General features: G+C 72.8%; 23 protein-coding genes. 6 read left to right on the top strand and 17 right to left on the bottom strand.

Going from position 1 to position 25,881, the window contains the following annotated elements; genetic code table 11:
- Positions 1-127: 127 nt before the first annotated feature.
- The 7 genes from IE305_RS21045 to IE305_RS21015 form a co-directional block, all read right to left on the bottom strand.
- Positions 128-1,423, bottom strand: coding sequence for a geranylgeranyl reductase family protein (locus IE305_RS21045; RefSeq protein WP_190131245.1), 1,296 nt, complete (start codon positions 1,421-1,423; stop codon positions 128-130).
- Positions 1,424-1,495: 72 nt separating this feature from the next.
- Positions 1,496-3,871, bottom strand: coding sequence for a serine/threonine kinase C-terminal domain-containing protein (locus IE305_RS21040; protein ID WP_190131244.1), 2,376 nt, complete (start codon positions 3,869-3,871; stop codon positions 1,496-1,498).
- A gap of 342 nt (positions 3,872-4,213) precedes the next feature.
- The gene (locus IE305_RS21035) at positions 4,214-4,915 is read right to left on the bottom strand and encodes a demethylmenaquinone methyltransferase (protein ID WP_190131243.1); all 702 of its coding nucleotides are present in this window, start codon (positions 4,913-4,915) and stop codon (positions 4,214-4,216) included.
- A 278-nt stretch (positions 4,916-5,193) separates the two neighbouring features.
- Positions 5,194-5,799, bottom strand: a complete 606-nt coding sequence (locus IE305_RS21030) for a Uma2 family endonuclease (RefSeq protein ID WP_190131242.1) — start codon at positions 5,797-5,799, stop codon at positions 5,194-5,196.
- A gap of 124 nt (positions 5,800-5,923) precedes the next feature.
- A complete protein-coding gene (locus tag IE305_RS21025) occupies positions 5,924-6,592 on the bottom strand; it encodes an amidohydrolase family protein (protein ID WP_190131241.1) in 669 nt (222 codons plus the stop codon).
- Positions 6,593-6,623: 31 nt separating this feature from the next.
- Complete coding sequence (mqnC, locus tag IE305_RS21020) at positions 6,624-7,820, bottom strand: cyclic dehypoxanthinyl futalosine synthase (protein ID WP_190131240.1); 1,197 nt, start codon at positions 7,818-7,820, stop codon at positions 6,624-6,626.
- Between the two features lie 78 nt (positions 7,821-7,898).
- Entirely contained in the window at positions 7,899-9,530 is a 1,632-nt protein-coding gene (locus tag IE305_RS21015; RefSeq protein WP_190131239.1) for a serine/threonine-protein kinase, read from the bottom strand.
- A gap of 572 nt (positions 9,531-10,102) precedes the next feature.
- Here IE305_RS21015 and IE305_RS21010 point away from each other — a divergent pair.
- Positions 10,103-11,068, top strand: a complete 966-nt coding sequence (locus tag IE305_RS21010; protein WP_308440268.1) for an alpha/beta hydrolase — start codon at positions 10,103-10,105, stop codon at positions 11,066-11,068.
- Between the two features lie 92 nt (positions 11,069-11,160).
- On the opposite strand, the gene IE305_RS21005 is transcribed toward IE305_RS21010, so the two are convergent.
- Positions 11,161-12,054, bottom strand: coding sequence for a menaquinone biosynthetic enzyme MqnA/MqnD family protein (locus tag IE305_RS21005; RefSeq protein ID WP_229891293.1), 894 nt, complete (start codon positions 12,052-12,054; stop codon positions 11,161-11,163).
- Between the two features lie 308 nt (positions 12,055-12,362).
- Here IE305_RS21005 and IE305_RS21000 point away from each other — a divergent pair, with 308 nt between their 5' ends.
- On the top strand, positions 12,363-12,569 hold the full coding sequence (locus IE305_RS21000; protein WP_190131237.1) for a cold-shock protein: 207 nt from the start codon (positions 12,363-12,365) through the stop codon (positions 12,567-12,569).
- A gap of 196 nt (positions 12,570-12,765) precedes the next feature.
- On the opposite strand, the gene IE305_RS20995 is transcribed toward IE305_RS21000, so the two are convergent.
- On the bottom strand, positions 12,766-14,547 hold the full coding sequence (locus IE305_RS20995) for an AMP-dependent synthetase/ligase (RefSeq protein WP_190131236.1): 1,782 nt from the start codon (positions 14,545-14,547) through the stop codon (positions 12,766-12,768).
- Positions 14,548-14,696: 149 nt separating this feature from the next.
- Here IE305_RS20995 and IE305_RS20990 point away from each other — a divergent pair, with 149 nt between their 5' ends.
- Together IE305_RS20990 and IE305_RS20985 are read left to right on the top strand one after the other, a co-directional pair.
- The gene (locus tag IE305_RS20990; RefSeq protein ID WP_190131235.1) at positions 14,697-15,755 is read left to right on the top strand and encodes an AraC family transcriptional regulator; all 1,059 of its coding nucleotides are present in this window, start codon (positions 14,697-14,699) and stop codon (positions 15,753-15,755) included.
- A gap of 119 nt (positions 15,756-15,874) precedes the next feature.
- Complete coding sequence (locus IE305_RS20985; protein ID WP_190131234.1) at positions 15,875-17,035, top strand: lipase family protein; 1,161 nt, start codon at positions 15,875-15,877, stop codon at positions 17,033-17,035.
- Between the two features lie 54 nt (positions 17,036-17,089).
- Here the strand turns inward: IE305_RS20985 and IE305_RS20980 are convergent, their stop codons facing one another.
- Both IE305_RS20980 and IE305_RS20975 read right to left on the bottom strand, forming a co-directional pair.
- Positions 17,090-18,982, bottom strand: a complete 1,893-nt coding sequence (locus IE305_RS20980; RefSeq protein ID WP_373311698.1) for an AMP-dependent synthetase/ligase — start codon at positions 18,980-18,982, stop codon at positions 17,090-17,092.
- 97 nt (positions 18,983-19,079) lie between these two features.
- On the bottom strand, positions 19,080-19,700 hold the full coding sequence (locus IE305_RS20975; protein WP_190131232.1) for a TetR/AcrR family transcriptional regulator: 621 nt from the start codon (positions 19,698-19,700) through the stop codon (positions 19,080-19,082).
- 273 nt (positions 19,701-19,973) lie between these two features.
- Here IE305_RS20975 and IE305_RS20970 point away from each other — a divergent pair, with 273 nt between their 5' ends.
- Positions 19,974-20,165, top strand: coding sequence for a DUF1918 domain-containing protein (locus tag IE305_RS20970; protein WP_190131231.1), 192 nt, complete (start codon positions 19,974-19,976; stop codon positions 20,163-20,165).
- Positions 20,166-20,242: 77 nt separating this feature from the next.
- Here the strand turns inward: IE305_RS20970 and IE305_RS20965 are convergent, their stop codons facing one another.
- The 4 genes from IE305_RS20965 to IE305_RS20950 all read right to left on the bottom strand — a co-directional run bounded on the left by IE305_RS20965 (position 20,243) and on the right by IE305_RS20950 (position 23,875).
- Complete coding sequence (locus tag IE305_RS20965) at positions 20,243-21,577, bottom strand: dicarboxylate/amino acid:cation symporter (RefSeq protein WP_190131230.1); 1,335 nt, start codon at positions 21,575-21,577, stop codon at positions 20,243-20,245.
- A gap of 191 nt (positions 21,578-21,768) precedes the next feature.
- The gene (locus tag IE305_RS20960) at positions 21,769-22,101 is read right to left on the bottom strand and encodes a DUF4229 domain-containing protein (RefSeq protein ID WP_190131229.1); all 333 of its coding nucleotides are present in this window, start codon (positions 22,099-22,101) and stop codon (positions 21,769-21,771) included.
- A gap of 94 nt (positions 22,102-22,195) precedes the next feature.
- Positions 22,196-23,359, bottom strand: a complete 1,164-nt coding sequence (mqnE, locus tag IE305_RS20955; RefSeq protein ID WP_190131228.1) for an aminofutalosine synthase MqnE — start codon at positions 23,357-23,359, stop codon at positions 22,196-22,198.
- 60 nt (positions 23,360-23,419) lie between these two features.
- The gene (locus IE305_RS20950) at positions 23,420-23,875 is read right to left on the bottom strand and encodes an Lrp/AsnC family transcriptional regulator (protein WP_190131227.1); all 456 of its coding nucleotides are present in this window, start codon (positions 23,873-23,875) and stop codon (positions 23,420-23,422) included.
- Positions 23,876-24,016: 141 nt separating this feature from the next.
- On the opposite strand from IE305_RS20950, the gene IE305_RS20945 reads away from it, so the two are divergent.
- Positions 24,017-24,157 carry a hypothetical protein gene (locus IE305_RS20945; protein WP_190131450.1) on the top strand — a complete coding sequence of 47 codons (141 nt, stop codon included), beginning with the start codon at positions 24,017-24,019 and terminating at the stop codon, positions 24,155-24,157.
- An 8-nt stretch (positions 24,158-24,165) separates the two neighbouring features.
- On the opposite strand, the gene IE305_RS20940 is transcribed toward IE305_RS20945, so the two are convergent.
- Positions 24,166-24,846, bottom strand: coding sequence for a UbiX family flavin prenyltransferase (locus IE305_RS20940; RefSeq protein ID WP_190131226.1), 681 nt, complete (start codon positions 24,844-24,846; stop codon positions 24,166-24,168).
- A 125-nt stretch (positions 24,847-24,971) separates the two neighbouring features.
- On the bottom strand, positions 24,972-25,880 hold the full coding sequence (mqnP, locus tag IE305_RS20935) for a menaquinone biosynthesis prenyltransferase MqnP (protein ID WP_190131225.1): 909 nt from the start codon (positions 25,878-25,880) through the stop codon (positions 24,972-24,974).
- Position 25,881 lies beyond the last annotated feature (1 nt).

The raw sequence follows: 25,881 nt of genomic DNA, 5'->3' as shown, positions 1-25,881 counted from the left end.
ACCGGACTCTCCTCGTTACTTCCGTGCAGCCGACACACCGAAACGGCGGGAAAGCTACACGGAAGGGTGAATTCGCCCCAAACGCTGACGTCCGCTGACGACTGCGCTGCCTGCGCCCGCCGACGCCTTACGAGCGCGGCGCGACCCGGCTCAGCCCGTTGATGATGCGGTCCATCGCGTCCCCACCGGTCGGGTCGGTCAGGTTCGCCAGCATCTTCAGCGTGAAACGCATCAGCAGCGGATGCGTCAGACCCCGCTCGGTCGCGATCCGCATCACCTTCGGATTGCCGATGAGCTTCACGAACGCCCGGCCCAGCGTGTAGTAGCCGCCGTACGTGTCCTTGAGGATCTTCGGGTAGCGCTGGAGCGCCAGCTCCCGCTGCGCGTACGTGGCGCGGGCATGCGCCTGCACGATCACCTCGGCCGCGATCTGGCCCGACTCCATCGCGTACGCGATGCCCTCGCCGTTGAACGGGTTCACCAGCCCGCCCGCGTCACCGACCAGCAGCAGACCGCGCGTGTAGTGCGGCTGCCGGTTGAACGCCATCGGCAGCGCCGCACCCCGGATCGGGCCCGTCATGTTCTCCGGCGTGTAGCCCCAGTCCTCCGGCATCGACGCGCACCACGCCTTGAGCACCTCGCGCCAGTCCAGCTCCTTGAAGGAGTCGGACGTGTTGAGCACGCCCAGGCCGACGTTGCTCGTGCCGTCGCCCATGCCGAAGATCCAGCCGTAGCCCGGCAGCAGCCGGTCCTGCGGACCGCGCCGGTCCCACAGCTCCAGCCACGACTCCAGGTAGTCGTCGTCGTGCCGCGGCGACGTGAAGTACGTGCGCACCGCCACGCCCATCGGCCGGTCCTCGCGCCGGTGCAGCCCCATGGCCAGCGACAGCCGGGACGAGTTGCCGTCGGCGGCCACCACGAGCGGCGCCGAGAACCTCACCGGCCGCTTCTCCTCGCCGAGCCGCGCCTCCACGCCCACGATGTGCCCGGTGCGGCCGTCGACGACCGGCGCGCCCACGTTGCAGCGCTCGTACAGCCGGGCCCCGGCCTTCACGGCCTGCCGCGCCAGCTGCTCGTCGAAGTCGTCACGCTTGCGCACGAGACCGTAGTCGGGGAACGAGGCCAGGTCGGGCCAGTCCAGCTGGAGCCGCACCCCGCCGCCGATGATGCGCAGACCCTTGTTGCGCAGCCAGCCGGCCTCCTCGGAGATGTCGATGCCCATCGCCACGAGCTGCTTCACGGCACGCGGCGTCAGGCCGTCGCCGCACACCTTCTCGCGCGGGAAGGCGGTCTTCTCCAGCAGGAGGACGTCGAGCCCCGCCTTGGCCAGGTGGTAGGCGGCCGTCGACCCGGCCGGGCCCGCCCCGACGACGATCACATCGGCGCTGTGCTCGGCGCTGTGTTCGGCAGAGGACTCGGTCACGGCGGGGGCTCCCAGGCTCGCAGGTACGGACACCCGCAGTCTATGGCGGTGCCTCGGGGGAGCCCCCGGCGGTCAGCGGAACTCCGCGTGGGCGACGGCGGTGTCGAAGGTCTTGCGGTCCTTCTTCCAGTCGGCGTCGGTACTGCGGAAGTACACGGCGTACTCGGTCCCGGACTCGGTGACGTACGCCTCGTCGATGGCGTGGAGGGTGCGGCCGCTGGCGTCCTTCCACGTGTACTCCCAGCGGGCGCCGGGACGGCCGTGGATGGTGGCCCTCTCCAGGGAGATGCGCTTGTAGCCGTTCCGCTTGGCCACTCCGTCCTTCCCACCCTCCAGCTTGAGGAAGTTGTCGTACGAGCGGTCCTTCGCCTTCGGCAGGACACCGATCCGCAGCAGCCCGTTGCCCTTCGCCGGCTTGTAGTCGACCTGCGTCTCCCCGGGGGAACGCTTCCACCCCTCCGGCACCGCGATCCTGAACCCCTTCGGGTCGCTCTTCATCTCGTACCCCGCCGGCAGCTTCTCCGGCTTGTCCGCCGTCCCCGACGGCTTGGGCTCCGGCGTGCGCGTACGTTCCGGCGAGGCGCTCGCGGACGGCTCGGGGCTGCCCGTCGTGCCGTCGCCGTCCGCGCCCGGGTCGCCCGGGACCTCGTCGCCGAACGGCACCGCCGGGTCCTCCGCGCTCGGGGACGCCTCCGGCGTCGCCGTCGTCGGCGGGGCGGTCGGCTCGGGGGTGGCCGAGGGGGACGTGGACGGGGTGGGGAGGCCGGGAGGCGGCATGTCGTCGGGGGTGGGGTCGGTGACGACCTTGTCGCCCTTCGACTCGTCGTGCTTGTCGCCGTGGGTCAGCACCACGCCGCCCACCGCCGCACCGCCGACCAGCAGCACCGCCGCGCCGAGGCCGAGCCACGCCATGGGGCGCCGGCCGCCGAGGGGCGCGGCCGCGGGCTTACGGGTGCGCGTGGCCGCCGTACCCGGGGGCGCCGGCGGCATCGCGGGGGCGCCCAGCAGCGCGCCGGAAGCCGTCGTCACGGAAGCCGTCGTGCCGGGCGCTGCGCCCGGCGCGAAGCCCGGCATGGGGGGCACGTGGCCGCCGCCCGCGCCACCCCCGCCGGGGCCGCCACCCATGAGGCCCGTACGTCCCAGCAGCACCGCCAGGCCCACCGCCCCGGCCGTCCACAGCAGTCCGAACAGGAGCAGTTCGCCGGCGTTCGTGCCGGCCGAGGTCGTCACGGTGCGGGTGCGGTAGGAGAACGACGTCCCGGCCGTCATCTCCCATTCCACGCCGGACACGAGGGCCAGCAGGCAGAGCACGACGAGGAAGAAAAGGCCGGACAGCACCTGTTCGCGCCGGTCGGCGGAGCGGCGGGCGATGGTGACCGCGAGCAGCACCGCGCAGACGACGCCGAGGACGACCGCGCCGGCCTGGGCCCAGCCGCCGGCCTCCTCGCCGAGGCGGGCGAGGCCGAAGCTGTCGTACGTGCTGCGGCCCTCGCCGCTCGTCGTGGACACCTCGGAGGACGCGCCCCAGGACACGCCGAGGGCGACCAGGCCGGCGTTGACCAGGAGGGGGAGCAGGGTGAGGAAGGACGAGCCGTCCGCGTCGTCCGAGCAGGCGAAGACGATGAGCACCACGAGCGCGCAGAGCGCCGTCATCATGCCGAGGGCGCGCAGGGCCGTGCCCCACGCCCTCGTCAGCATCAGCGCGCCGGCGCCCCAGCGGGCGCACAGCGCCTCGCGGTAGAGCACCGCACCGCTGACGGCGGCGGCGAGCAGGGCCGCGCAGAGCGCGGCGAGGAAGGGGGAGAGGGAGACCTTGACCACCTGGAGGTCGAGGTCGCCGAGGAAGCCGAGCAGCAGCGTGCCGGCGCCGCAGAGCAGCGCGATGCGGACGACGGCGTCGGCACCCGTACCGCCGGTGACCGGGCCCGGCTGCCGGCGCAGCCGGCGGGCGCCGACGGCGAGCGCGCCGGCCCACAGCAGGGTGATGGTCAGCGGCAGCACCGACAGCGAACCGCGGCCGCTGAAAAGGAGGGTGATCAGGCCGCCGCCCTCGCGGGTCGTCTCGAAGTCGAGGCCGGCGCCGAGGCCCTGGAGCAGGAGGGCGACGGCGACGGGGAAGCGGTCGGACCAGTCGCCGAGGCCGATCTCGTCGTAGTCGTCGGACCACGGCAGGGACAGCAGCAGGGCGAGGACGAGGAAGAGGCCGAGGGGCCACAGCGCGGCCTTGGCCGCGCCCTGCCAGTCGCCGGCGACGACACGGCGGAAGAAGAGCGAGGCGGGGGTGGGCACCGGCGCGCCGGGCGCGTACCCGGGCGGTGCGTACCCCGGGGCGTATCCCGGCGCGGGCGGCGCGCCCGGCGGCGGGGGCATGGCCGGGAGGCCGGGGGCGGTGGCGGGCGCGGCGGGCGGCAGCGGAGGGGCGACCGGCATGGCCTGCGTGGCCGGCATGGGGGCCGGAGCAGGGGCCGGCATGGGGGGCGCGGCGGGGGGAGCCGCCGGGGGCGCGAACGGGGCGGGCGCGGGGCCCGCCGCGGGTATCGCGCCCGGCGCGGCGCCCGGTGCCCCTTCCGTCTCCGGTCGCTGTCTGCCGCATTGCATGCACAGGCGTGCCCCCGGCACGAACGCTGCGCCGCAGGAGGGACAGGGGGACTGCATAGGGCGCTCCGGTACTGGACGGGTCTCGGCCGGATCAAGATCGTACCGAGGCCCACCAGCCTGCCCATGACAATCGGCTCAGCGCACGAGCAGAAATACGTACGAACGTGAGTACGCGTACTCACTCCGCCGTGGTCACTCCCCCGCGGGCTTGGTCCCCCGGTGCAGGGCGACGACACCGCCGGTCAGATTGCGCCAGGCCACCTTCGACCAGCCGGCCTCCTGGAGCAGCGCGGCGAGCTCGGGCTGGCCGGGCCAGGCGCGGATGGACTCGGCGAGGTAGACGTACGCGTCGGGGTTGCTGCTGACCGCGCGGGCGACCGGCGGCAGGGCGCGCATCAGGTACTCGGTGTAGACGGTGCGGAACGGCGCCCACGTCGGCCGGCTGAACTCGCAGATCACGACGCGCCCGCCGGGCCGGGTCACGCGCAGCATCTCGCGCAGCGCGGCCTCGGTGCGCACGACGTTGCGCAGGCCGAAGGAGATGGTGACGGCGTCGAAGACGCCGTCGGCGAACGGCAGCCGGGTGGCGTCACCGGCGGTCAGCGGCAGCCACGGGTTGCGGCGCTTGCCCTCGCGCAGCATGCCGGTGGAGAAGTCGCAGGGGACGACGTACGCGCCGTCGGCGGCGAAGGGCAGCGAGGACGTGCCCGTACCGGCCGCGAGGTCCAGCACCTTCTCCCCGGGCCGGGCCGCCACGGCCCGGGCCACGGCCTTGCGCCACGCACGGGCCTGGCCGAGCGAGAGGACGTCGTTGGTGAGGTCGTACTTCTCCGCCACGTCGTCGAACATCGCGGCGACTTCGTGCGGCTGCTTGTCCAGGGAGGCTCGGGTCACGAAGCCATTGTTCACCACGGGCATTCGCGGATCTTGGACGGGGACGGGCGGGGATGGAGGGAGAGGAACGGGGACGGCCCGCCCGGGAAGGACCGGCCCGTTCCGCGGCACCGCGTCCGTGTCCATGCGACCGGGCCCTTCACGCGCCACCGCGGAACCGGCCGGAGCGGCCGTCCCCGCGGGCCCATCCTGCCGGGGCGGCCGTGGCCGGCCGCGGGGCGTTGACGGGGCCCTGACGGGCGGGGACGGTATCCGTACGGATTACTTATGCAGGAACCCTACTCACCGACAAGGGCATCCAGGTCGAGGCTGATCGGAAAAGGACGGTCGGTCTCGAGCTTCACGTTGTGCCGCGGGTGCTCAGGAGCCGAGACATACTGCCCCGAACCGGTGTGAAGCCAGAACTCATGCACCTCGGGCAAGTCGTCGCAGTCACGCTCCACCCGCCAGTAGTAGGGGATTCCCGCCTCGGCGTAGAGGACCGGCTTACGGACTCGATCGTCCACCGAGGACCCCGGTGAGACCACCTCGACGGCCAGCTTCGCGTTGGCGACCGGCGTGCAGTCCAGCGTGAAGAGATCAAGACCGCGCTTGTCGTAGATCAGGATGTCCGGCTTGACAGCGTTGAAATCGTCGAGAAGGACGCACCTCTCGACGTTGATCCCCACGTCCCGACTGGGCAGCGCCTGCCTCAGTTGCACATACAGCTCGTCCCGCACCTGGTCGTGCCACCACTTAGCCATCCCCCGGACCACGATCACTCCGTCGATCAGTTCCCAGTCGAAGGGCAGCTCCAAGTGCTTGACCTGATCCCACGTCCACTGCCCGCCAGGCGGGTTCATCCAGCTCTCTGGAGTGGCCTTCACCATCCGGTCAGTGCTCATCACTGCTCCCATGGCTGCGAGTGTGGACGCCGATACGAAACGCGGTCCCCTATACGACGGTAGCGTCACCCGGACTGATGAAGGCCGTAACGAACCGCAAGGAACCCCCGCGCCGCGCCGCGCGCTAACGCGCCCGGTACACCAGGCGCCCCGCCAGCACCGTCATCACGCACGCCCCCGCGCCGCGTTCCAGTAGCGCCGCCTCGTCGGGTGCGTCGAACGCCGCGAAGTCCGCGCGGGCGCCCACGGCCAGCGGGTACGCGACCGCCTCGGCCACGCGATACGCACCCCGCAGCGCATCGAAACCCGCGTCGAAGCCCGCCTCGGCCCCCGGGAACCCCAGCCCCTCCCCCGCCGGAACCACGCGCAGGCCCGAGCGGGCCACCGCCCTGCCCACCACCGGGTCGTGGAACGGGCCCGCCAGGGCCGTCGTGCCGTGCCGGAGCAGCAGTTGCAGGCCGCGGCGGGCGCTGCCCGCCCAGCGGGTCTCGGTGAGGTCCGTGCGGAGCGCGGCGAGGCGGTCGCCGGTCAGGGGGCGGTCGCCCAGTTCCTCGTACTCGCGCGGATCGGGGTGGTAGGCGCGCTCCAGCAGCTGCGCGCCGTGCCACTGGCGCAGCCCCGGCGCGAGGAGGCCCGGCCAGCGGCGTACGCGGGCCAGCGGGTGGCCGGCCGTCACCTGCTCGTACGGGCCGAGGGCCACCACCGTGCCGCCGTCGACGGCCACCGCGCCGTGCGGCACGGGCTCCTCGCCCGTACTGGTGAGGAGCAGCTCCGCGGCGTGGATCGTCAGCACGGCGGCCCCTGCCTCCCCTGCTTCGTCTGCCTCAGCTCGCCTCGACGATCTTCAGCCCGGGGTGGGCCGTGCCGCCCTCGATCGCCGTCGAGGACAGGTGCGAGACGACGCGGTCGTCGACCGGGTCGTTCGCCGGGTCGTCGTGCACGACCAGGTGCTCGTACGTCGTCGCGCGCTGCGCCGGGACGCGGCCCGCCTTGCGGATCAGGTCGATCAGCTCCATGCGGTTGGAGCGGTGCTTCGCGCCGGCCGAGGAGACGACGTTCTCCTCCAGCATGACCGAGCCCAGGTCGTCGGCGCCGTAGTGCAGCGACAGCTGGCCCGCCTCCTTGCCGACCGTCAGCCAGGAGCCCTGGATGTGCGCGACGTTGTCGAGGAACAGGCGCGCGACGGCGATCATGCGCAGGTACTCGAAGATCGTCGCCTGCGTCCGGCCCTTCAGCACGTTGTTCTGCGGCTGGTAGGTGTACGGGATGAAGGCGCGGAAGCCGCCCGTGCGGTCCTGCACGTCGCGGATCATGCGCAGGTGCTCGATCCGCTCGGCGTTGGTCTCGCCGGTGCCCATCAGCATCGTGGAGGTCGACTCGACGCCCAGCGTGTGGGCGATCTCCATGATCTCCAGCCAGCGCTCGCCCGACTCCTTCAGCGGCGCGATGGCCTTGCGCGGCCGCTCCGGCAGCAGCTCGGCGCCGGCGCCCGCGAACGAGTCCAGGCCCGCGGCGTGGATGCGGCGGATGGCCTCCTCCGGAGTGACGCCGGAGATGCGCGCCATGTGGTCGACCTCGGACGCGCCGAGGGAGTGGATGACGAGCTGCGGGAACTCCTTCTTGATCGCCGCGAAGTGCTCCTCGTAGTACTCCACGCCGAAGTCGGGGTGGTGCCCGCCCTGGAACATGATCTGCGTGCCGCCCAGCTCCACGGTCTCCGCGCAGCGCCGCAGGATGTCGTCGAGCGAGCGGATCCACACCTTGTCGCTCTTGGGCGGCACGTAGAACGCGCAGAACTTGCACGCGGTCACGCAGGCGTTGGTGTAGTTGATGTTGCGCTCGATGATGTACGTCGCGATGTGCTCCGTACCGGCGTAGCGCCGGCGGCGCACGGTGTCCGCCGCCGCGCCCAGGGCGTGCAGCGGCGCGGAGCGGTACAGCTCGAGCGCCTCCTCCGGGGTGATCCGGCCGCCGGCTGCGGCGCGGTCGAGGACGGCTGTGAGGTCGGTGTTCACGGTCACCGGGCGTCCCTTCGGAGGGGGGTATGCGGCAATTCCGCACCAGCCTACGCGGAGTCGGCGCCGGCCCTTTCACCGCCCTCACCGGCCCTTCCGGGTGAGGGTCGCTCTGGGCGTGCCGCCCTTGGGGTCGTCGGAGGCGAAGGCCAGCCGGCCGCCGGGCGCCAGGGTGTACGTGACGAGCGCCTTCTCGCCCGTGCAGCCGGGGCGCGGTTCGCCGTCGGTGACCTCCTCCAGCGCTATGCGCTGCGCGGTCGCCGACAGGAGCCGGGCCTTGGCCCGGCACTCCAGGACGCCGAGCACGGAGTAGGTGGTGCGCACGACGAGCTCGTCCTTGCCGCCGCCGGTGACGACGGAGGTCATGGTGCCGTTCGGGGTGCCGTCGGCCTGGACGACCTGGCCGGTCCAGGTGCCGACGAACGCCTCGGGCACGGCGGGCAGCTGCGGCCCGTCGGAGGGCGCAGTGCTCGCCGCGGGGGGCGGCACGGTGGCGCCGGGCGCCGGCGCGGCGGGCGACGGGCGCTCCGGCGACTTGTCCTCCAGCAGCCCGGGCAGCAACGTGCCGAGGAGTACGGCGGCCAGGGCGCCGGCCACGGTGACGACGAGGGTGCAGCTCACCCGCCGCCGTCCCGCGCCGCCGGGTTCCGGGGCGTCCGCGGGCCGGTCCGCCACGGCGGCCGCGCCGCCCGCGCCCCGCCCGACGCGCCACATGCGCTGCCGTACGCCTCCGGGCGCGCCGTCCGCCGGCGCCGCCGCCCCGGCGCGCTCCCTCACAGGGCCCCCGGGGGCGTCGCCCGCCGCCGTGTCCGCCTCCACCTCCAGGTTCAGGAGTTCCACCGCCTGCCGGCTCACCCGTTCCACCAGGGGCGCGGGGAGCCAGCCCGGGACCAGGAGGCCGCTCGCGCCGCGTTCCGGGGCGAGGCGGCGGGCCAGTTCGGCCGGGGACGGGCGGGCGTCCGGTTCCTTCGCGAGGCAGGACGCCACCAGGTCGCGGAGGTCGCCGGTCAGCTCCTCGCCCAGTTCCGGTTCCTCGTGCACCACCTTGTAGAGCAGCACCGCCGAGTTGTCGCCCACGAAGGGCGGGGCGCCCGTGGCGGCGTACGCCAGGACCGCGCCCAGGGAGAAGACGTCGGCCGAGCCCGTCACGCTCTTGCCGAGGATCTGCTCGGGCGCCATGTAGCCCGGCGAGCCGACGGAGACACCGGTGGTGGTCAGCGAGGCCGTGCCGTCCATGGCGCGGGCGATGCCGAAGTCGATCAGGCAGGGGCCGTCGAGGGTCAGCAGCACGTTCGACGGCTTCACGTCGCGGTGCACCAGGCCGCGCGCGTGCACGGCGGACAGCGCCTCGGCCAGGCCCGCGCCCGCGGCCCGTACCGTCGCGGCCGGCAAGGGGCCCACCTCGGCGACGGCCTGGCCGATCGAGGGCCCGGCCACGTAGCCGGTGGCCACCCACGGCACCGGCGAGTCGCAGTCGGCGTCCAGCACCGGTGCCGTCCACGCACCGCCCACGCGCCGGGCGGCAGCCACTTCCCGGCGGAAACGGGCACGGAACTGTTCGTCGGCGGCAAAATGCGGATGTACCACCTTTACGGCCACCGTGCGCCCGCCCGCGCTCCGGCCCAGATAAACGCGCCCCATACCGCCCGCACCGATCCGGCCGAGCAGCCGGTAGCCACCGATGACCTGCGGGTCTTCCCCGGACAATGGCTGCATCGGGCCTTTCGCCTCCCCCCGTGCGGGGCATTTCGGACCCCGGAACGAGCCTATGACTCAATTCACGGGCCGTCCCAGGAACCCCGCAGGCTGGTTTGCCCATCCCCTAGGGCGGAACAAACCGTCATGTCCTTCGGGGCAGCAGCATCATCCGGAGCGACGCGATGACGCACTCACCCAACGGGGGCTACCGTCCGGGCGCGGGTTACCCCCCGCAGCCCCCGGGCGGCTACCGGCAGCCCGGCGGCCAGCAGCAGCCCGGCTACCCGCCCCCGGCCCCGGGGGGCTACCAGCAGCGGCCGCAGGGCTACCCGCCGCAGGCGCCGGGCGGCTACGGCCGGCCCCAGGACGGCCCCGGCGGTCCGGGCGGCTACGACGGCCATGACGGTTACGGCCGCCACGACGGCTACGGCGGCCCGGGTGGCCCCGGCGGTTACGACCCGCACGACGACCACGACTCCGGCGACTACCAGTCGCAGGGCCGCAAGCGTGCCTCGCGCGCCAAGAAGTGGACCATCGTCGTCGCGTGCATAGCCGTGCTGGGCCTGCTCGCCGGCGGCGTCATGAAGTACATGGAGATAGGCCCCTTCTCCAAGAAGGGCGACCCGGTCAGCTTCGGCTCGGGCGGCTCCGGCGGCGACAAGGGCGGCGCACAGGCCAAGCCGGCCGACGACAAGACGCTGATGCCCACCGGCCCGGCAGCGCAGTTCAAGAACGCGAACACGCTGGGTGACGGCACCGAGATCGGGGTCGTCACGCTCCAGGGCAAGAAGTCCGGCTTCACCGGCAAGGTGTGGGTCTGGGCGCCCAAGCAGTACAAGGACCCCAAGTACGCCAAGAGCGGCTTCCCGGTCCTGATCTCGCTGCCCGGCGGCCCCGGCTACCCGAACAACTACTGGATGGGCACCGACCTGGGCCTGGAGTCCTCCATCGCCAAGTGGTCGGAGGAGGGCAAGAGCCTCCCGTTCATCCTGGCCATGCCGGTCCTCAACCCGGACGCCAAGTACTACTACGACGGCAGCGACATCCCGAACCAGCCCAAGATGGGCACCTGGCTCACCGAGGACGTCCCCGACCTGATCAAGCAGAACTTCCGCACGCTGAAGTCGCGTGACGGCTGGGCGTTCATGGGGTCCTCCTCCGGCGGCTTCGCGGGCTTCAAGGCCGTGCTGAAGCACCCGGACAAGTTCAAGGCCGTGATCGCCTCCGGCCCGGACATCGTCCCGGACTCGCCGCTGTGGAAGGGCCACGACAAGGAGAAGGCCGAGAACAACCCCGAGCTCCTCTCCAAGCAGCTGATCGAGCACAAGGGGCCGGACGTCTACGTCGCCTTCCAGTACGGCACGCTGGAGAGCCCGATCACGCGCAACGGTGTGGACAAGTACCTGAGGGAGTACGGCAACAAGGGGCCCATCCACACCAACCTGCAGGTCATCCAGGGCGGCAAGCACGACGCCAAGACCTATGTGAAGGGCATGGGCGAGGGCAGCATCGCCTACATCAGCAAGGTCATGGAGGGGCCGACGCCCTCCTCCTGAGCCTCCTGAGCCTCCTGAGCCTCCTGAGCGACGACTCCTCGGCAGAACGAACGTGGTGCGGGTCCCCGGCGGGGGACCCGCACCACGTCGTTTCAGGGCTGCTCCAGCAGCTCCACCTGCACGTCCGCCGGGAAACCCGTCGTCGGGCCCGTCCGGCGGGCGAACTCGTGCACCCCGGCCAGCTGCTCCGGGCCGAAGCGGAAGTCGAGCGTGGTGAAGTAGCGCTCCAGCAGCTCCGCGTCGAAGACCTCCCAGCGCGCCGCCTGCTCGGCGACCTTGCCGACCTCCGCCAGCGACAGGTCGCGGGAGGCCAGGAACGCCTCGTGCACCTTCCGCACGAGCTGCGGCTCACGCGCCAGGTAGTCGCGGCGCACGCCCCAGACGGCGAAGACGAACGGCAGGCCCGTCCAGTCCTTCCACATCTGCCCCAGGTCGTGCACCTCCAGGCCCAGCCGGGGCGCGTCGTGCAGCGAGGCCCGCAGCGCGGCGTCGCCGATCAGCACGGCGGCCTCCGCCTCCTGCATCATCACGCCGAGGTCGGGCGGGCAGGTGTAGTACGCGGGGCTGACGCCGTACTGCTCGGCGAGCAGCAGCTGCGCCAGGCGCACGGAGGTGCGCGAGGTGGAGCCCAGCGCGACCTTCGCGCCGTCCAGCTCCTTCAGCGGCACCTTGGAGACGATCACGCACGACATGACGGGCCCGTCGCAGCCGACCGCTATGCCGGGCAGGGCCACGAGGTCGCCGGCGTGGCGCAGGAACTCCACGAGGGTGATCGGCGCGATGTCGAGGCGGCCGTCGGCGAGCTGCTCGCTGAGCTTCTCCGGCGTGTCCTTCGTCAGGTCCAGGTCCAGCAGCGTGCCGGTACGGGCGAGGCCCCAGTACAGGGGCAGGCAGTTCAGGAACTGGATGTGGCCGACGCGCGGGCGGCTGCGGCCCTGTTCGGGGGCTCCGTCGCCGGTCGCTCCCTCTGATGCTGAAATGTCCACATCCGGAGGCTAGCCCCGGTCCCGGGGCGGCGTGGGGGCGGGGTGCCCGGCGGCTGCCGGGGCCGGCGCACCGGCCGGTGCCCGACCACTCGACTTTCCCGGCCGGCAGGACCCGAAAACCCACCGTAGGCGTGATCTTCAACTCCTTCCCCGGAACACCTTCGCGTGCTACGCTCGCAACAAGTTGCAGTTTGGTTTCCCTTGCAGTACAGAGTCTGCGGAGCGCATGTGACCCGCAGGCTTTTGTAGTTTTCAGACTTCTTTGCAGGTTCTGGAGCAGGGCAACCCTTTGGCCCAAGGAGGGCTTTATGGCTACCGGAACCGTGAAGTGGTTCAACGCCGAAAAGGGCTTCGGTTTCATCGCCCAGGACGGCGGCGGCCCCGACGTCTTTGTCCACTACTCCGCGATCAACGCCTCCGGCTTCCGCTCCCTCGAGGAGAACCAGGCGGTCACCTTCGACGTCACGCAGGGCCCGAAGGGTCCGCAGGCGGAGAACGTCACCCCCGCGGCCTGACGCTGTCGCACGGATCCCCTCGGGGATCCACCCAAGGAGCCCTGCCCCCACCGGATGGTGGGGGCAGGGCTCCTGCCTTTTCCGCGCGCCGCCCGCCACCGGGCGCCGGGTGCCGGGTGCCGGCTGCCGGCTGCCGGCTGCCGGCTGCCGGGATTTCCCGGTGCGGATTCATCTCCGTGACGGAAAAATCCGCCCACTAATCCTTACGCTTTTCATACATCGCCTCGATTTCCTTCGCATGGCGCTCGACGATCTGTGCCCGGCGCAGTTTCAGCGTCGGCGTCAGCGTCCCGGCCGCCACCGAGAAGTCCTCCTCCAGCACGGTGAAGGCCCTGATCCGGGCCGGCCGGGCCAGCCCCTCGTTGGCCTCGTCCACCGCCGCGGCGCACAGCCGCAGCACCGCCGGGTGCCGGGCCGCGCCACCCTCCGCCGCCAGGTCCACGCCCTCCCGGGCCGCCCACGCGGCGACCTCCTCGGCGTCCAGCGTGAGCAGCGCGACCGGGTACGGGCGCCGGTCGCCCACCAGCACCGCGCGGGAGATCCACCGGGACTGCCGCAGCGCGGCCTCCGCCGCGGCCGGCGCGATGTTCTTGCCGGCCGACGTGATGATCAGGTCCTTCTTGCGGCCGGTCAGCGTCAGGTAGCCGGCCTCGTCCAGCTCGCCCAGGTCGCCGGTGTGCAGCCAGCCCGCGCCGTCCACCGTCCGGGCCGTGGCCGCCGCGTCGCCGTGGTAGCCCGCGAAGACGCAGCCGCCCCGGGCCAGCACCTCCCCGTCGTCCGCGATCCGCAGTTCCCAGCCCGCCACCGGCTGCCCGGCGGTGCCCGGCCGGGCCGCGCCCGGCCGGTTGAGGGTGATCACCCCGGACGACTCGGTGAGCCCGTACCCCTCGTACAGCGGCACGCCGCAGGCCAGCAAAAAGTCCAGGGTGCCGCGCGCGATGGGCGCCGCGCCCGTCAGGGCCCACTCCAGGCGGCCGCCGAAGAGCGCGCGGACCGGCGCGAAGAGGCTGCGCTCCGCCGCCTCCCACGCCGCGCGCAGCGCGTCCGGAGGCTCCTCGCCGCGCTCGCGCGCCTCCCGTACCGCCAGGCCCGTACGGACGGCCTCCGCGAGCCGCCCGGGGCCGTCGGGGCCCTGCGCGGCGGCCAGGGCGGAGACGCGGGCGTGCACCTTCTCGAAGAGGCGCGGCACGGACGGCAGGTGCGTGGGCCGCACCTCGGCGAGCTCCGCGAGCACGTCCTCCACGCGCCCGCCGAAGTAGCACAGGGTGCCGCCGCGGCGCAGCGAGGAGAACTGCACGAGCTGCGCCATGATGTGCGCCAGCGGCAGGTAGAGGTAGGTCAGGTCGCCGGGCCCGCCGCCGGTGAGGGGGACGACGGCGTCCTGGTTGGCGACGAGGTTGCCGTGGGTGAGCCGGCAGCCCTTGGGCCGGCCGGTGCTGCCGGAGGTGTAGACGAGGACGCAGGGGTCCTCGGGGCGCCGGGCGGCGGCGCGGCCGAGCAGCTCGTCCTCGGGCGCGCCGGCGGGCAGCCGTTCGAGAACGGGGTCGCCGGGGCCGCCTTCGAGCAGCAGCACGTGCCGGAGACCGTGCCGTACGGCGGCCAGCCGGTCCCGTGCGGTGGCGTTCTCGCAGATCAGCACCGACGTGCCGGAGTCGGCGAGCACCCAGGCCACTTCGTCGGGCGCGGCGGTGGGGTAGACGGGGACGACGACGGCTCCGGCGGTCAGGGCGGCGAGCTGGGCGACGGTCCACTCCGGCCGGGTCTCGGCGAGGATCGCGACGCGGTCGCCGGGCCGTACGCCGAGCCCGAGCAGGCCGCGCCCGGCGGCGCGTACGCGGGCCCACAGCTCGTCGTACGTGACGTCCGCCCAGCCGGTGCCGCCACCGGGGGCGCGGTGGCGCAGCGCGGGCAGGTCGCCGTACCGGCCGGCGGCCCACTCGGTGAACCGTGCGTACGTGCCGGGCCGTTCGTGCCGCATGACGCCTCCCTGACCGCGGGGACCGTGGGGACCGTGGGGACCGTGGGCGAACACACCGGCACGACGCTAGGAAGCCCGGCCGCCCACGGGCACTGACCGGAACGGTCAGCACCACTGACCTCGGCGCTCAGTCGGCGTACCGTGCAGGCATGGGCAGCCGGACGATCACCGTGCACCACGTGCGGGCGGCGCTGGGCGGGGCGCGGCGGCTGGGGGTGGACACGCTGCCGCTGCTCCAGGCGGCGCGCGTGCCGCCGCTGCTGCTGGGGGACGACCGGGCGCGGGTGTCGCCGGAGCAGTTCGCGCTGCTGGTGCGGGCGGTGCAGCGGGCGACGCGGGACGAGTTCCTGGGCCTGGCGCCGGCGCCGAGCCGGCCGGGGACGTTCGCGATGATGTGCCACGCCTGCCTGGCGTGCCCGGACCTGGGGGCGGCGCTGCGGCGGGCGGTGCGGTTCTACGGGCTGTTCCCGCAGGGCCCGGAGCTGCTGTTCCGGCGGGAGGGCGGGCAGGCGGTGTTCGGGCTGCGCAACGACCTGCGGGAGGTGCCGGAGGGCGGGTTCCTGGCGGAGAGCGTGCTGCTGGTGTGGCACCGGCTGGCGAGCTGGCTGACCGGGCGGCGCATCCCGCTGCGGTGGGTGCGGTTCGCCGGGCCGGAGCCGCCGTACGCGGCGGAGTGCGTGGCGATGTTCGGCTGCCCGGTGGGGTTCGGAAGTGCGCCGGGCGGGGCGGCGGGTGTGGCGGCGTTCGACGCGCGGTGGCTGGGGGTGCCGCTGGTGCGGGACGAGGCGGGGCTGGCGGAGCTGTTGCGGCGGGCGCCGGCGGACCTGCTGGACCGGCGGGAGTACGGGACGACGGTGGCCGAGCAGGTGCGGCGGGCGCTGGCGGCGGCCCTGCGCGGCGGGGGCGGCGGCCCGGCCCGGCTGCCGGAGGTGGCGCAGGTGGCGGCGCGGCTGGCGGTGAGCCCGGCGACGCTGCGGCGGCGGCTCCAGCAGGAGGGCACGTCGTTCCAGCGGCTGAAGGACCAGGTGCGGCTGGAGGTGGCCCTCGCCGGGCTGGTGGAGGGGCGGGAGCCGATCGCTGAGCTGGCGGCGCGGCTGGGGTTCTCGGAGGACACGGCGTTCCACCGGGCGTTCCGCCGCTGGACGGGTACGACACCGGGCGCGTACCGGCTGGGCGGGCCGCGCGCGCTGTACGGTCAGAAAAGCTGAGCGTCCCGGCCAGCCCCTGGCTACTCACCGGTCACTTACGGTCTCCCGGCACCGGCCGCGCGGCGTGCCTGCCGAACCCCCGGAACGGGTTCCGCGCCCCGGCCAGTTGGGAGAGCCGCATGCTTCTGCGCAGGACTGCCGTGGCCGTGGCGGCCGCGCTGGCCGCCGCGTTCGGCGCGGCCGCCACGGGTACCGCCGCGGCGGACGACGCGCCGCCGGCCGGGTCGCCCGGTGACGTCGTCAGCGCCGCCCCCACCTCCTTCCACCCGCTGCCCGGCCAGCCCACCAACACCAAGGCGTGGCGCATCACGTACCGCTCGACGACGGCCAAGGGCGCGCCGAACGTCGTGTCGGGCACCGTCATCGTGCCGCAGGACGGCAGAACCGGGCCGCGCCCGCTGGTGACGTACGCGGTGGGCACCGTCGGCCTCGCCGACCGGTGCGCGCCCTCGGCGGGCTTCCCGAAGGGCACGACGCTGGAGGCCAACCTCATCCAGCAACTGACGTGGCGGGGCTGGGCGGTGGCCGTCACCGACTACGAGGGCCTGGGCACGCCCGGGGACCACACGTACGCGGTGGGCCGGGCCGAGGGCCACGCGGTGCTGGACATGGCGCGGGCCGCCCAGCGGCTGCCGCAGGCCGGCATCGGCCGCAACGGCCCCGTGGGCATCATGGGCTACTCGCAGGGCGGCCAGGCCAGCAGCTGGGCCGCCGAGCTGCACGACTCGTACGCGCCGGAGCTGGACGTCCGCGGCACGGTCACCGGCGGTGTGCCGGCGGACATGCTGAAGACGGCGGAGTTCAGCAGCGGCAACGTGGGCGCGGGCCTGGTGCTGATGGCGGCGGCCGGCCAGAACGCCGCCTACCCCGAGCTGCGGCTCGACCAGTACCTCAACGACAAGGGCCGCCGGTACGTCGACTTCATGAAGAACAACTGCGTCGTGATCGACGTGGCGGCCGGGATGTTCCAGCGCATCGAGGACGTGACGGTCAGGAACCCGCTGCACGAGGCGGACTGGCAGCGGGTGCTGCACCAGTCGGACCTGGGCACGCACGCGCCGGACCGCCCGGTGTACCTGTACCACGGGCTGCTGGACGAGCTCATCCCGTACGGGGCGGGCCGGCAGCTGCGGGCCGACTGGTGCGGCCGGGGCGCGACGGTGCAGTGGAAGACGCTGCCGCTGGGGGCGCACGTCACCGGGGTGATCGCGGAGGCGATACCGGCGGCGAACTGGCTGGCGGAACGATTCGCCGGGGCGTCGACGGACGGCAACTGCTGACGGACGGCAGGTGGGCACGGAGGGGCGGGGCCGGACGGGCCCCGCCCCTCCCTCTCACTGCGCGTACAGTTCCTCGATCTCCGCCGCGAAGTCCCGGGCGATGACGTCCCGGCGCAGCTTCAGCGACGGCGTGATGTGCCCGCGGCCCTCGGTGAACTCGCCCGGCAGCAGGACGAACCGCCGTACCGACTCGGCCCGCGACACCAGCGTGTTGGCCTCGTCGACGGCGGCCTGCACCTCGGCGCGCAGGCCCGCGTCGGTGACCAGTTCCTCCGGCGGCACGTCCTCCATGCCGTTCATCCGCTGCCAGTGCGCCAGCCCGTCGGGGTCGAGGGTGACGAGCGCGGCGACGTACGGCCGGTCGTCGCCGACGACCATGCACTGGCCGACCAGCGGGTGGGCGCGCAGCCGGTCCTCCAGCGGGGCGGGGGCGACGTTCTTGCCGCCCGAGGTGATGATCAGCTCCTTCTTCCGCCCGGTGATGGTGAGGTAGCCCTCGGCGTCGAGGCTGCCCAGGTCGCCGGAGGCGAACCACTCGCCCGGCGCCGGCGGCACGGCCTGCTGCCGTCCGGCGTCCCAGTAGCCGGCGAAGACGTGGCCGCCGCGCAGCAGCACCTCGCCGTCGTCCGCGATGCGCACGGCGCTGCCCGGCAGCGGCCAGCCGACCGTGCCGGGGCGGGACCGCCACGGCGGGGTGAGGGTGGCGGCGGCCGTGGTCTCGGTGAGGCCGTAGCCCTCGTGGACCTCGATGCCGCAGCCGGCGAAGAACGCGACGAGGTCCGGGTTGAGGGGGGAGCCGCCGCTGATGACGTGCCGTACGCGGCCACCGAGGGCGGCCCGCACCCGCCGGTACACCAACGGTTCGTACAGGGCGCGGCCCGCGCGCAGCCGTACGCCCGGTTCCCGGCCGGCGCCGGTGGCCGCGCCGTACCGGCGGGCGACGAGGGCGGCGCGGTCGAACGCCTCGCCGCGGCCCCTGCGCTGGGCGGTGGCGCGGGCGGTGTCGTGCACCTTCTCCAGCACGTAGGGGATGGCCAGGAGGAAGGTGGGGCGGAAGCCGGCCAGGTCGGGGCGGAGGTCCTCGGCCTTGAGGGACGGCGCGTGGCCGAGCCGGACGCGGGCGCGCAGGCAGCCCACGGCGACCATGCGGCCGAGGACGTGGGCCATGGGCAGGAAGAGGAGGGTGGAGGCGCCGGGGCCGCGGCTGACGGCGTGGAAGACGGGGTGCAGCAGGGCGACGGCGTTGTCGACCTCGGCGAAGAAGTTGGCGTGGGTGAGCACGCAGCCCTTGGGGTCGCCGGTGGTGCCGGAGGTGTAGACGAGGGTGGCGATGTCGGCGGGGCCGCGGGCGGCGCGCCGTTTCTCCACCTCCTCGGTGGGCACGTCGCGGCCGGTGGCGGCCAGCCGGTCCACGGCCCCCGTGTCGATCTGCCAGACGTGGCCGAGGGCGGGCAGTCCGGTGCGGCCGGCGGCGACGGTGCGCACCTGCTCGGCGGTCTCCACCGCGCAGGCGGCGGCGCCGGAGTCGCGCAGGATGTGGTGCACCTGGCGCGGCGAGGCGGTGGGGTAGACGGGCACGGTGACCAGGCCGGCGGCCCAGGCGGCGAAGTCGAGCAGCGACCACTCGTAGCGGGTGCGGGACATGATGGCCAGCCGGTCGCCGGGGGCCAGCCCGTGGGCGACCAGGCCCTTGGCGACGGCGAGCACCTCGGCGGCGAAGCGGGCGGACGTCACGTCGCGCCACAGGCCGTCGGGCTGCTTGCGGGCGAGGACGACGTCGCCGGGTGCCTCGGCGGCGTTGCCGAAGGGCAGGTCGCCCAGGGTGCCGTGGTCGACGGGCGGGGCGAGCGCCGGCAGGGCCGCCTCGCGGACCACGCCGGCGACGGCGGTGGTGCGCGGCGGCACGGGGCGGGCGGGGACGGTCGGGGCTGGGCTGCGTACGGGCACGTGCGGCTCCTGTTCGGCCAACTGTCCCCTACTCGGGGGTAGTTCCGACGGACCGCAATGTACGCCGGGTACGCGCGGCGCTCCAGACCACGTGGGGTCAGGAGTGGGGACCCGGCCCCGGGGGCGTCCAGCTCCGGCCGCCGAGCAGGTTCTCCAGCCCCACCCAGGCGACGTTCATGAGGGTGGCCGCGGCGTCGTGGGCGGACGGTACGGCGCCGGGTTCGGCGTTGGCCCAGCCGGCGAGCGACTCGGCGGCGCCGACGAGGGCGTGCGCGAGGCCGGCGGCCTCGGCGTGCTCGCACGCCTCGGCGGTGTCGGCGATGAGCCGGGCGACGAGCCCCACCATTTCCTGCCGCATCGCGGCGACCGCGTTGGTGAACGGCTCGCCGTGCCGCCGGGCCTCGACGCTGACGACGGCCCACCCGGCGGGGTGCGCGGCGGTGTGCGCGAAGAAGGCGCGCAGCGCCGCCCACAGGCGGCGGTCGGGGGGCGCGCCGGGGTCGACGGCCGCCTTGACGGCGGCGAGGAGCGCGCCGGACTCGCGTTCGAGGCAGGCGCTGAACAGCTCCTCCTTGGACCGCAGGTAGAGGTAGACCAGCGGCTTGGAGGCGCCGGCGAGTTCGGCGATCTCGTCCATCGACGCGGCGTTGTAGCCGCGGCGGGCGAACACCTCCACGGCGGCGTCGAGCATCTGCCGCTCGCGCACCTCGCGCGGCATGCGCTTCGCCCGCCCGCCCCCGGCCCGCCGCCGGGCCCCCCTCGCCCCCGGTGCAGCCGGTCCGTCGTTCACCACATTCACCACATTCATGACAGAAACCCCCTCCCCCCGTCACGCTACCGGCAAGTAATATCACGGGCCGCAGGGGCGTCAAGGGATGAATTCCGGCCCGACTGGCCGAACCTGACGGACCGCCGCGGATACCGGCACCGAGAACGGGGTAAGGCCCTTCCGGCTCTGGCGTCGGCAGGAGGAAAGGCGGTCGGGAAGCGCATGAAGGCAACGGTCGGTGACCGCGTCCACATCAAGGGACGCATCGTGGGGATGAGGGAACACATCGGCGAGATCATCGAAGTACGCGGCGCAGAAGGCGCACCGCCCTACGTCGTCCGCTTCGCCGACGGCCACGAAACCCTGCTCTTCCCGGGCCCGGACTGCCTCGTCGTCCCGGCCACCACGGACTGACCCGCCGCAACCCCGAACGCCCCCGGTCCCATGAGGGCCCGGGGGCGCAGCGTGCCGGCGGTCCCGCCTCCGCGTGCCTACGCGGCGGCCAGGGCGGCGGGGGCCTCGGCGGCCTCCTGCTCGTCGTCCAGCTTCGAGCCGTCGGCCGTGGCGTACGCCTCGCGGTCGAGGATGTTCTCGCGGGACGCGACGATGATCGGAACGACCGACTGGCCGGCGACGTTCGTCGCCGTGCGCATCATGTCCACGATCGGGTCGATGGCCAGCAGCAGGCCCACGCCCGCCATCGGCAGGCCCAGCGTCGACAGGGTCAGGGTGAGCATCACCGTGGCGCCGGTGAGGCCGGCGGTGGCGGCGGAGCCGATGACCGAGACGAAGACGATCAGCAGGTAGTCGCGGAGCTCCAGGTGCACACCGAAGACCTGGGCGACGAAGATCGCGGCGATGGCCGGGTAGATCGAGGCGCAGCCGTCCATCTTGGTCGTGGAGCCGAACGGCACCGCGAAGGACGCGTACTCGCGCGGCACGCCGAGGCGCTCGGTGACCCGCTGGGTGAGGGGCATGGTGCCCACCGAGGAGCGGGAGACGAAGGCCAGCTGGATGGCGGGCCAGGCGCCCTTGAAGAAGCGGACCGGGCTGACCTTGGCGACCGTGGCCAGCAGCAGCGGGTAGACGACGAACAGCACGATGGCGCAGCCGACGTAGATGTCCGCCGTGAAGGTGGCGTACTTGCCGATGAGGTCCCAGCCGTACTTGTAGACGGCCTTGCCGACCAGGCCGAGGCTGCCCAGCGGGGCGAGCCGGATGACCCACCAGAGCACCTTCTGGAGCAGCTGGAGAACCGATTCGCTGAACGTCAGCAGCGGCTGGGCCTTCTCGCCGAGCTGGAGCACGGCGATGCCGGCGACGGCGGCCATGAAGACGATCTGGAGGACGTTCAGCTGGGTGAACGGCGTGATGACGTCCGTCGGCACGATGCCCGTGAGGAAGTCCAGCCACGACCCCTTCTTCTTGGGGTCGGCGCCGTCCGCGGCGGTCAGGCCCGTACCGGAGCCCGGGTCGGTGAGCAGGCCGATGACGAGGCCGATGACCACGGCGATCAGCGAGGTCACCATGAACCACAGCAGGGTGCGGGTGGCCAGGCGGGCGGCGTTCGAGACGTTCCGCAGGTTGGTGATCGACACCAGGATCGCGAAGAAGACGAGCGGCGCCACCACGACCATCAGCAGCTGGACGAAGATGCTGCCGGTCTTGTCGAGCGTGGTCCGCAGCCAGGCGATGTCACCGCTCTTGGCGGCCCAGCCCAGCAGTCCGCCCAGCACGAGGGCGAGGAGGATCTGCGCCCAGAAGGGAACCTTGGGTATGCGGCGCCCCGAGGGCACGGGGGCCTCGGGGGACGACTCGGGGGACACGGAAGACAACGCACTCTCCGATGGGCTCGCTGGGGACTCCCACACCGTAACAACCGATGCTTTGAGGGACCTAAAGGACGCCTTTGGGTCATGGGCATACGAGAACGCGAACGCCCCGGCGCGGAGGGGTTGTTCCCGCGCCGGGGCGTTCCGGAGATGTGACGAGGCTTACATTGACGGAGGGGCGGAGGTCACACCCCGTCCTCCTGGCCTGCGTTGGCGGCGATGCGGGCCTTCGCGCGGTCCACCCGGTCCACGATCTGCTCCGACATCGCCTCGCGCTGCTTGCGCAGCAGCACCCAGCTCAGCGGCGCCGACAGGATCAGCGCCAGCAGCACCATCCACACCAGGTTCGACCGGCCCACGCCCAGCGGGATCAGGCGCGCCGCGCACAGCCCCCACACCACCGCGAAACAGGCGACGAACAGCGCCGCACGCAGGGCGGTGTAACGGAGCGAGGCGAATCGCGGGGCGCCGGCGCCGCTCGGGCCGCTCTGGCCGGTCTGGTTCTTCTCGCTGTTCACGGGCGGGACCTTCTTCTCAACGACAACCGAAAGGGTCGCAACCAGTCAAGCACGGGCCGGACGGAACCGTCATGCCCGCACCTCACCCGTCACGTCACACGCGCATCGGCTGCGGCGACTCGCGCAGCGCCGCGTCGGGACCCGGGTACTCGCGGATGATCTCGTAGCGCGTATTGCGCTCCACCGGCCGGAAGCCCGCCTCGCGGATGAGTTCCAGCAGGTCGTCGCGGGTGAGCTTGTTCGGCGTGCCGTAGTTGTCGGCATCGTGCGTGATCTTGTACTCGACGACCGAGCCGTCCATGTCGTCGGCGCCGTGCTGGAGCGCGAGCTGCGCGGTCTGCACGCCGTGCATGACCCAGAACACCTTCACGTGCGGCACGTTGTCGAACAGCAGCCGGGAGACCGCGAAGGTCTTCAGCGCCTCCGCGCCGGTGGCCATCGTGGTGCGGGCCTGGAGCCGGTTGCGGACCTTGCCGTCCTTCATGTCCACGAAGTCGTGCTGGTAGCGCAGCGGGATGAAGACCTGGAAGCCGCCCGTCTCGTCCTGGAGCTCACGCAGCCGCAGCACGTGGTCCACGCGGTGGCGCGGCTCCTCGACGTGCCCGTAGAGCATCGTGCACGGGGTCTTGAGACCCTTCTCGTGCGCGAGACGGTGGATGCGCGACCAGTCCTCCCAGTGGGTGTCGTGGTCGACGATGTGCTGCCGGACCTCCCAGTCGAAGATCTCCGCGCCGCCACCGGTCAGCGACTCCAGACCGGCGTCGATCAGCTCGTCGAGGATCTCCGAGGCCGGCAGGCCGGAGATCTTCTCGAAGTGGTGGATCTCGGTGGCGGTGAACGCCTTCAGCGAGACGCCCGGCAGCGCCTTCTTCAGCTCCCGCAGCGAGCGCGGGTAGTAGCGCCAGGGGAGGGTGGGGTGCAGGCCGTTGACGATGTGGAGCTCGGTGAGGTTCTCGCTCTCCATCGCCTTGGCCAGCCGCACGGCCTCCTCGATGCGCATCGTGTAGGCGTCCTTCTCCCCCGGCTTGCGCTGGAAGGAGCAGTACGCGCAGGACGCGGTGCACACATTGGTCATGTTGAGGTGCCGGTTGACGTTGAAGTGCACCACGTCACCGTTCTTACGGGTGCGCACCTCGTGGGCGAGACCGCCCAGCCAGGCCAGGTCGTCGGACTCGTAGAGGGCGATGCCGTCCTCGCGGGACAGCCGCTCTCCGGCACGGACCTTCTCCTCCAGCTCGCGCTTGAGCCCCGCGTCCATGGGTGCGCCGCCTCTCTGTCGCTTCCGCTGTGCAACCCCTGGAAGCGTACTCCCCCTCCGTTATGCCTCTTCGGGCAGCTCTCCGACCCGGTTCTCCCACTTTGTCGACAGGACGATGGTGGTGCGGGTGCGGCTCACGCCCTTGGTGCCCGACAGCCGCCGGATCGTGCGCTCCAGCCCGTCCACGTCACCGACCCGCACCTTGAGCATGTACGAGTCGTCGCCCGCGATGAACCAGCAGTCCTCGATCTCCTCCAGGTCGCGCAGCCGCCGCGCCACGTCCTCGTGGTCGGCCGCGTCGGAGAGCTGGATGCCGATCAGCGCCGTGACGCCCAGGCCCAGCGAGGCGGCGTTCACGGTGGCGCGGTAGCCGGTGATGACGCCCGCCGCCTCCAGGCGGTTGATCCGGTCCGTGACGCTGGGCCCGGACAGGCCCACGAGCCTGCCCAGCTCGGCGTACGACGCCCGGCCGTTCTCCCGCAGCGCCTGGATGAGCTGCCTGTCCACCGCGTCCATAGCCTGGCACCTTTCAAATAATGAGCGAACTCAACGTTTCGGGTGTAGAATCTAAGGCGTACGGGGCGCCAAACCCCGTAAATCTTTCATCAGATCACTGAATCAACGACGATCCTTCGATCTCTCAGGAGTGAGGCCCCCGTGTACTCGATCGAGATGGCCTACGCCCGCATGCGCGAGCTGCAGGACCTGGCCAACCGCTCGCGTGCCCACCAGACCCCGGCGGCCCTGCAGCGTGCCGCCGCGGTGAAGATCCGGCTGCCGCGCGCCAAGAAGCGCTAGCGCCAGCCCTAACCCTCACCACGAGCCCCACCGAGCTCTCCTCCCCAGCGGCGGTAGAGCCGGTGCGGCACCCCCGCCGCGTCCAGCACCCGCCCGGCGACGAAGTCCACCAGGTCCTGGATGTGCGTCGCCCCCGCGTAGAACGCGGGCGAGGCGGGCAGCACCACGGCCCCCGCGTCGTCGAGCGCCACCAGCTGCCGGAGCGTCTGACCGCCGAGCGGCGTCTCCCGCACCGCGACGATCAACGGCCGGCGCTCCTTCAGCGTCACGCTCGCCACGCGCTGCAACAGGTCCTTCGACAGCCCCAGCGCCACACCGGCCACCGATGCGGTGCTCGCCGGCACGATCAGCATCCCCTTCGCGGGGTACGACCCCGAGGACGGCCCCGCGGCCAGGTCGCCGGCCGCCCAGTGCCGTACGCCGGACAGCTCCGGCACCCCCGCGGGGTGCGGCTTGCCGTCCGCGCCCCGCGCCAGCCACTCCGCCAGGTCCTCGCGCCAGTGCGCGTCCCGGAAGCGGATCCCGGTCTCGTCCAGCAGCGTCAGCCGCGCGGCCCGGCTCACCACCAGGTCCACGGCCTCGCCGGCCGCCAGCAGCCCGCGCAGCACGGCGGCCGCGTACGGCGTCCCGGACGCGCCGGAGACGCCGACCACCCAGGGCCGGCGCCGCGTCTCTTCGTACGGCTCCACGGCACCGAGCCTATCCGGCCGACGCGCCTCCGCCCGGCGGGGCGCCGGGCGCACCCTGCCGGGCACACGCGAGGGGCGGCACCCACCGGAGTGGGTGCCGCCCCTCGCGCATGGCCTACGACGCGTCAGACGATGCTCAGCCCGCGCGCGAACAGGTCGATCAACGTGAACACGAACAGGCAGATGCCGATGACACCGTTCACGGTGAAGAACGCCCGGTTGAGCCGCGACAGGTCGTCCGGGCGCACGATGCTGTGCTCGTACACGAACGTCGCCGCGACCACCACCAGCCCCGTCCAGAAGAACGTGCCCGCGTGCGTCGCCAGCGCGTACCACGCCAGCAGCACCGTCGTCAGGACGTGGCACACCCGCGCGCCGTACAGCGACGCCGCCACGCCGAAGCGGGCCGGCGTGGACTTCACGCCGTGCTCGCGGTCGGACGCCACGTCCTGGCACGCGTAGATCAGGTCGAAGCCGCCGATCCACAGCCCCACGGCCAGGCCCAGGATCACCGCGTCCCACGACCAGGAGCCCGTCACCGCCAGCCACGCGCCCACCGGGCCGATGGCCTGCGCCAGGCCGAGGATGGCGTGCGGGAAGTGCGTGAACCGCTTGCCGTACGGATAGACCACCATCGGCACGACGGCGACCGGCGCCAGCGCCAGGCACAGCGGGTTGAGCAGCGCCGCCGCGCCCAGGAAGAAGGCCGCGGCCACCAGCGCGCCCGTCCACGCCGAGCGCACCGTCACCGCGCCGGTGACCAGCTCGCGGCCGGCCGTGCGCGGGTTACGGGCATCGATCTCGCGGTCGATGATGCGGTTGGCGGCCATGGCGAAGGTGCGCAGGCCCACCATGGCGACGGTGACGAGGAGGAGCGTCCACCAGTCGATGCGGCCCTCGTCCTCGTGCATCGCCGTCAGCGAGGCGATGTAGGCGAAGGGCAGCGCGAAGACCGAGTGCTCGATCATCACCAGGCGCAGGAAGGCCCTGGTCCGACCGGGCTGGGGAACCGCCGCGGCGGCAGCCGAGCTCACA

The sequence above is a fragment of the Streptomyces mashuensis genome, from assembly GCF_014654785.1.
Lineage (GTDB): Bacteria > Actinomycetota > Actinomycetes > Streptomycetales > Streptomycetaceae > Streptomyces > Streptomyces mashuensis.
The sequence above is the reverse complement of the archived record's forward strand: the minus strand, read 5'-3'. Positions and strand labels throughout refer to the sequence as shown.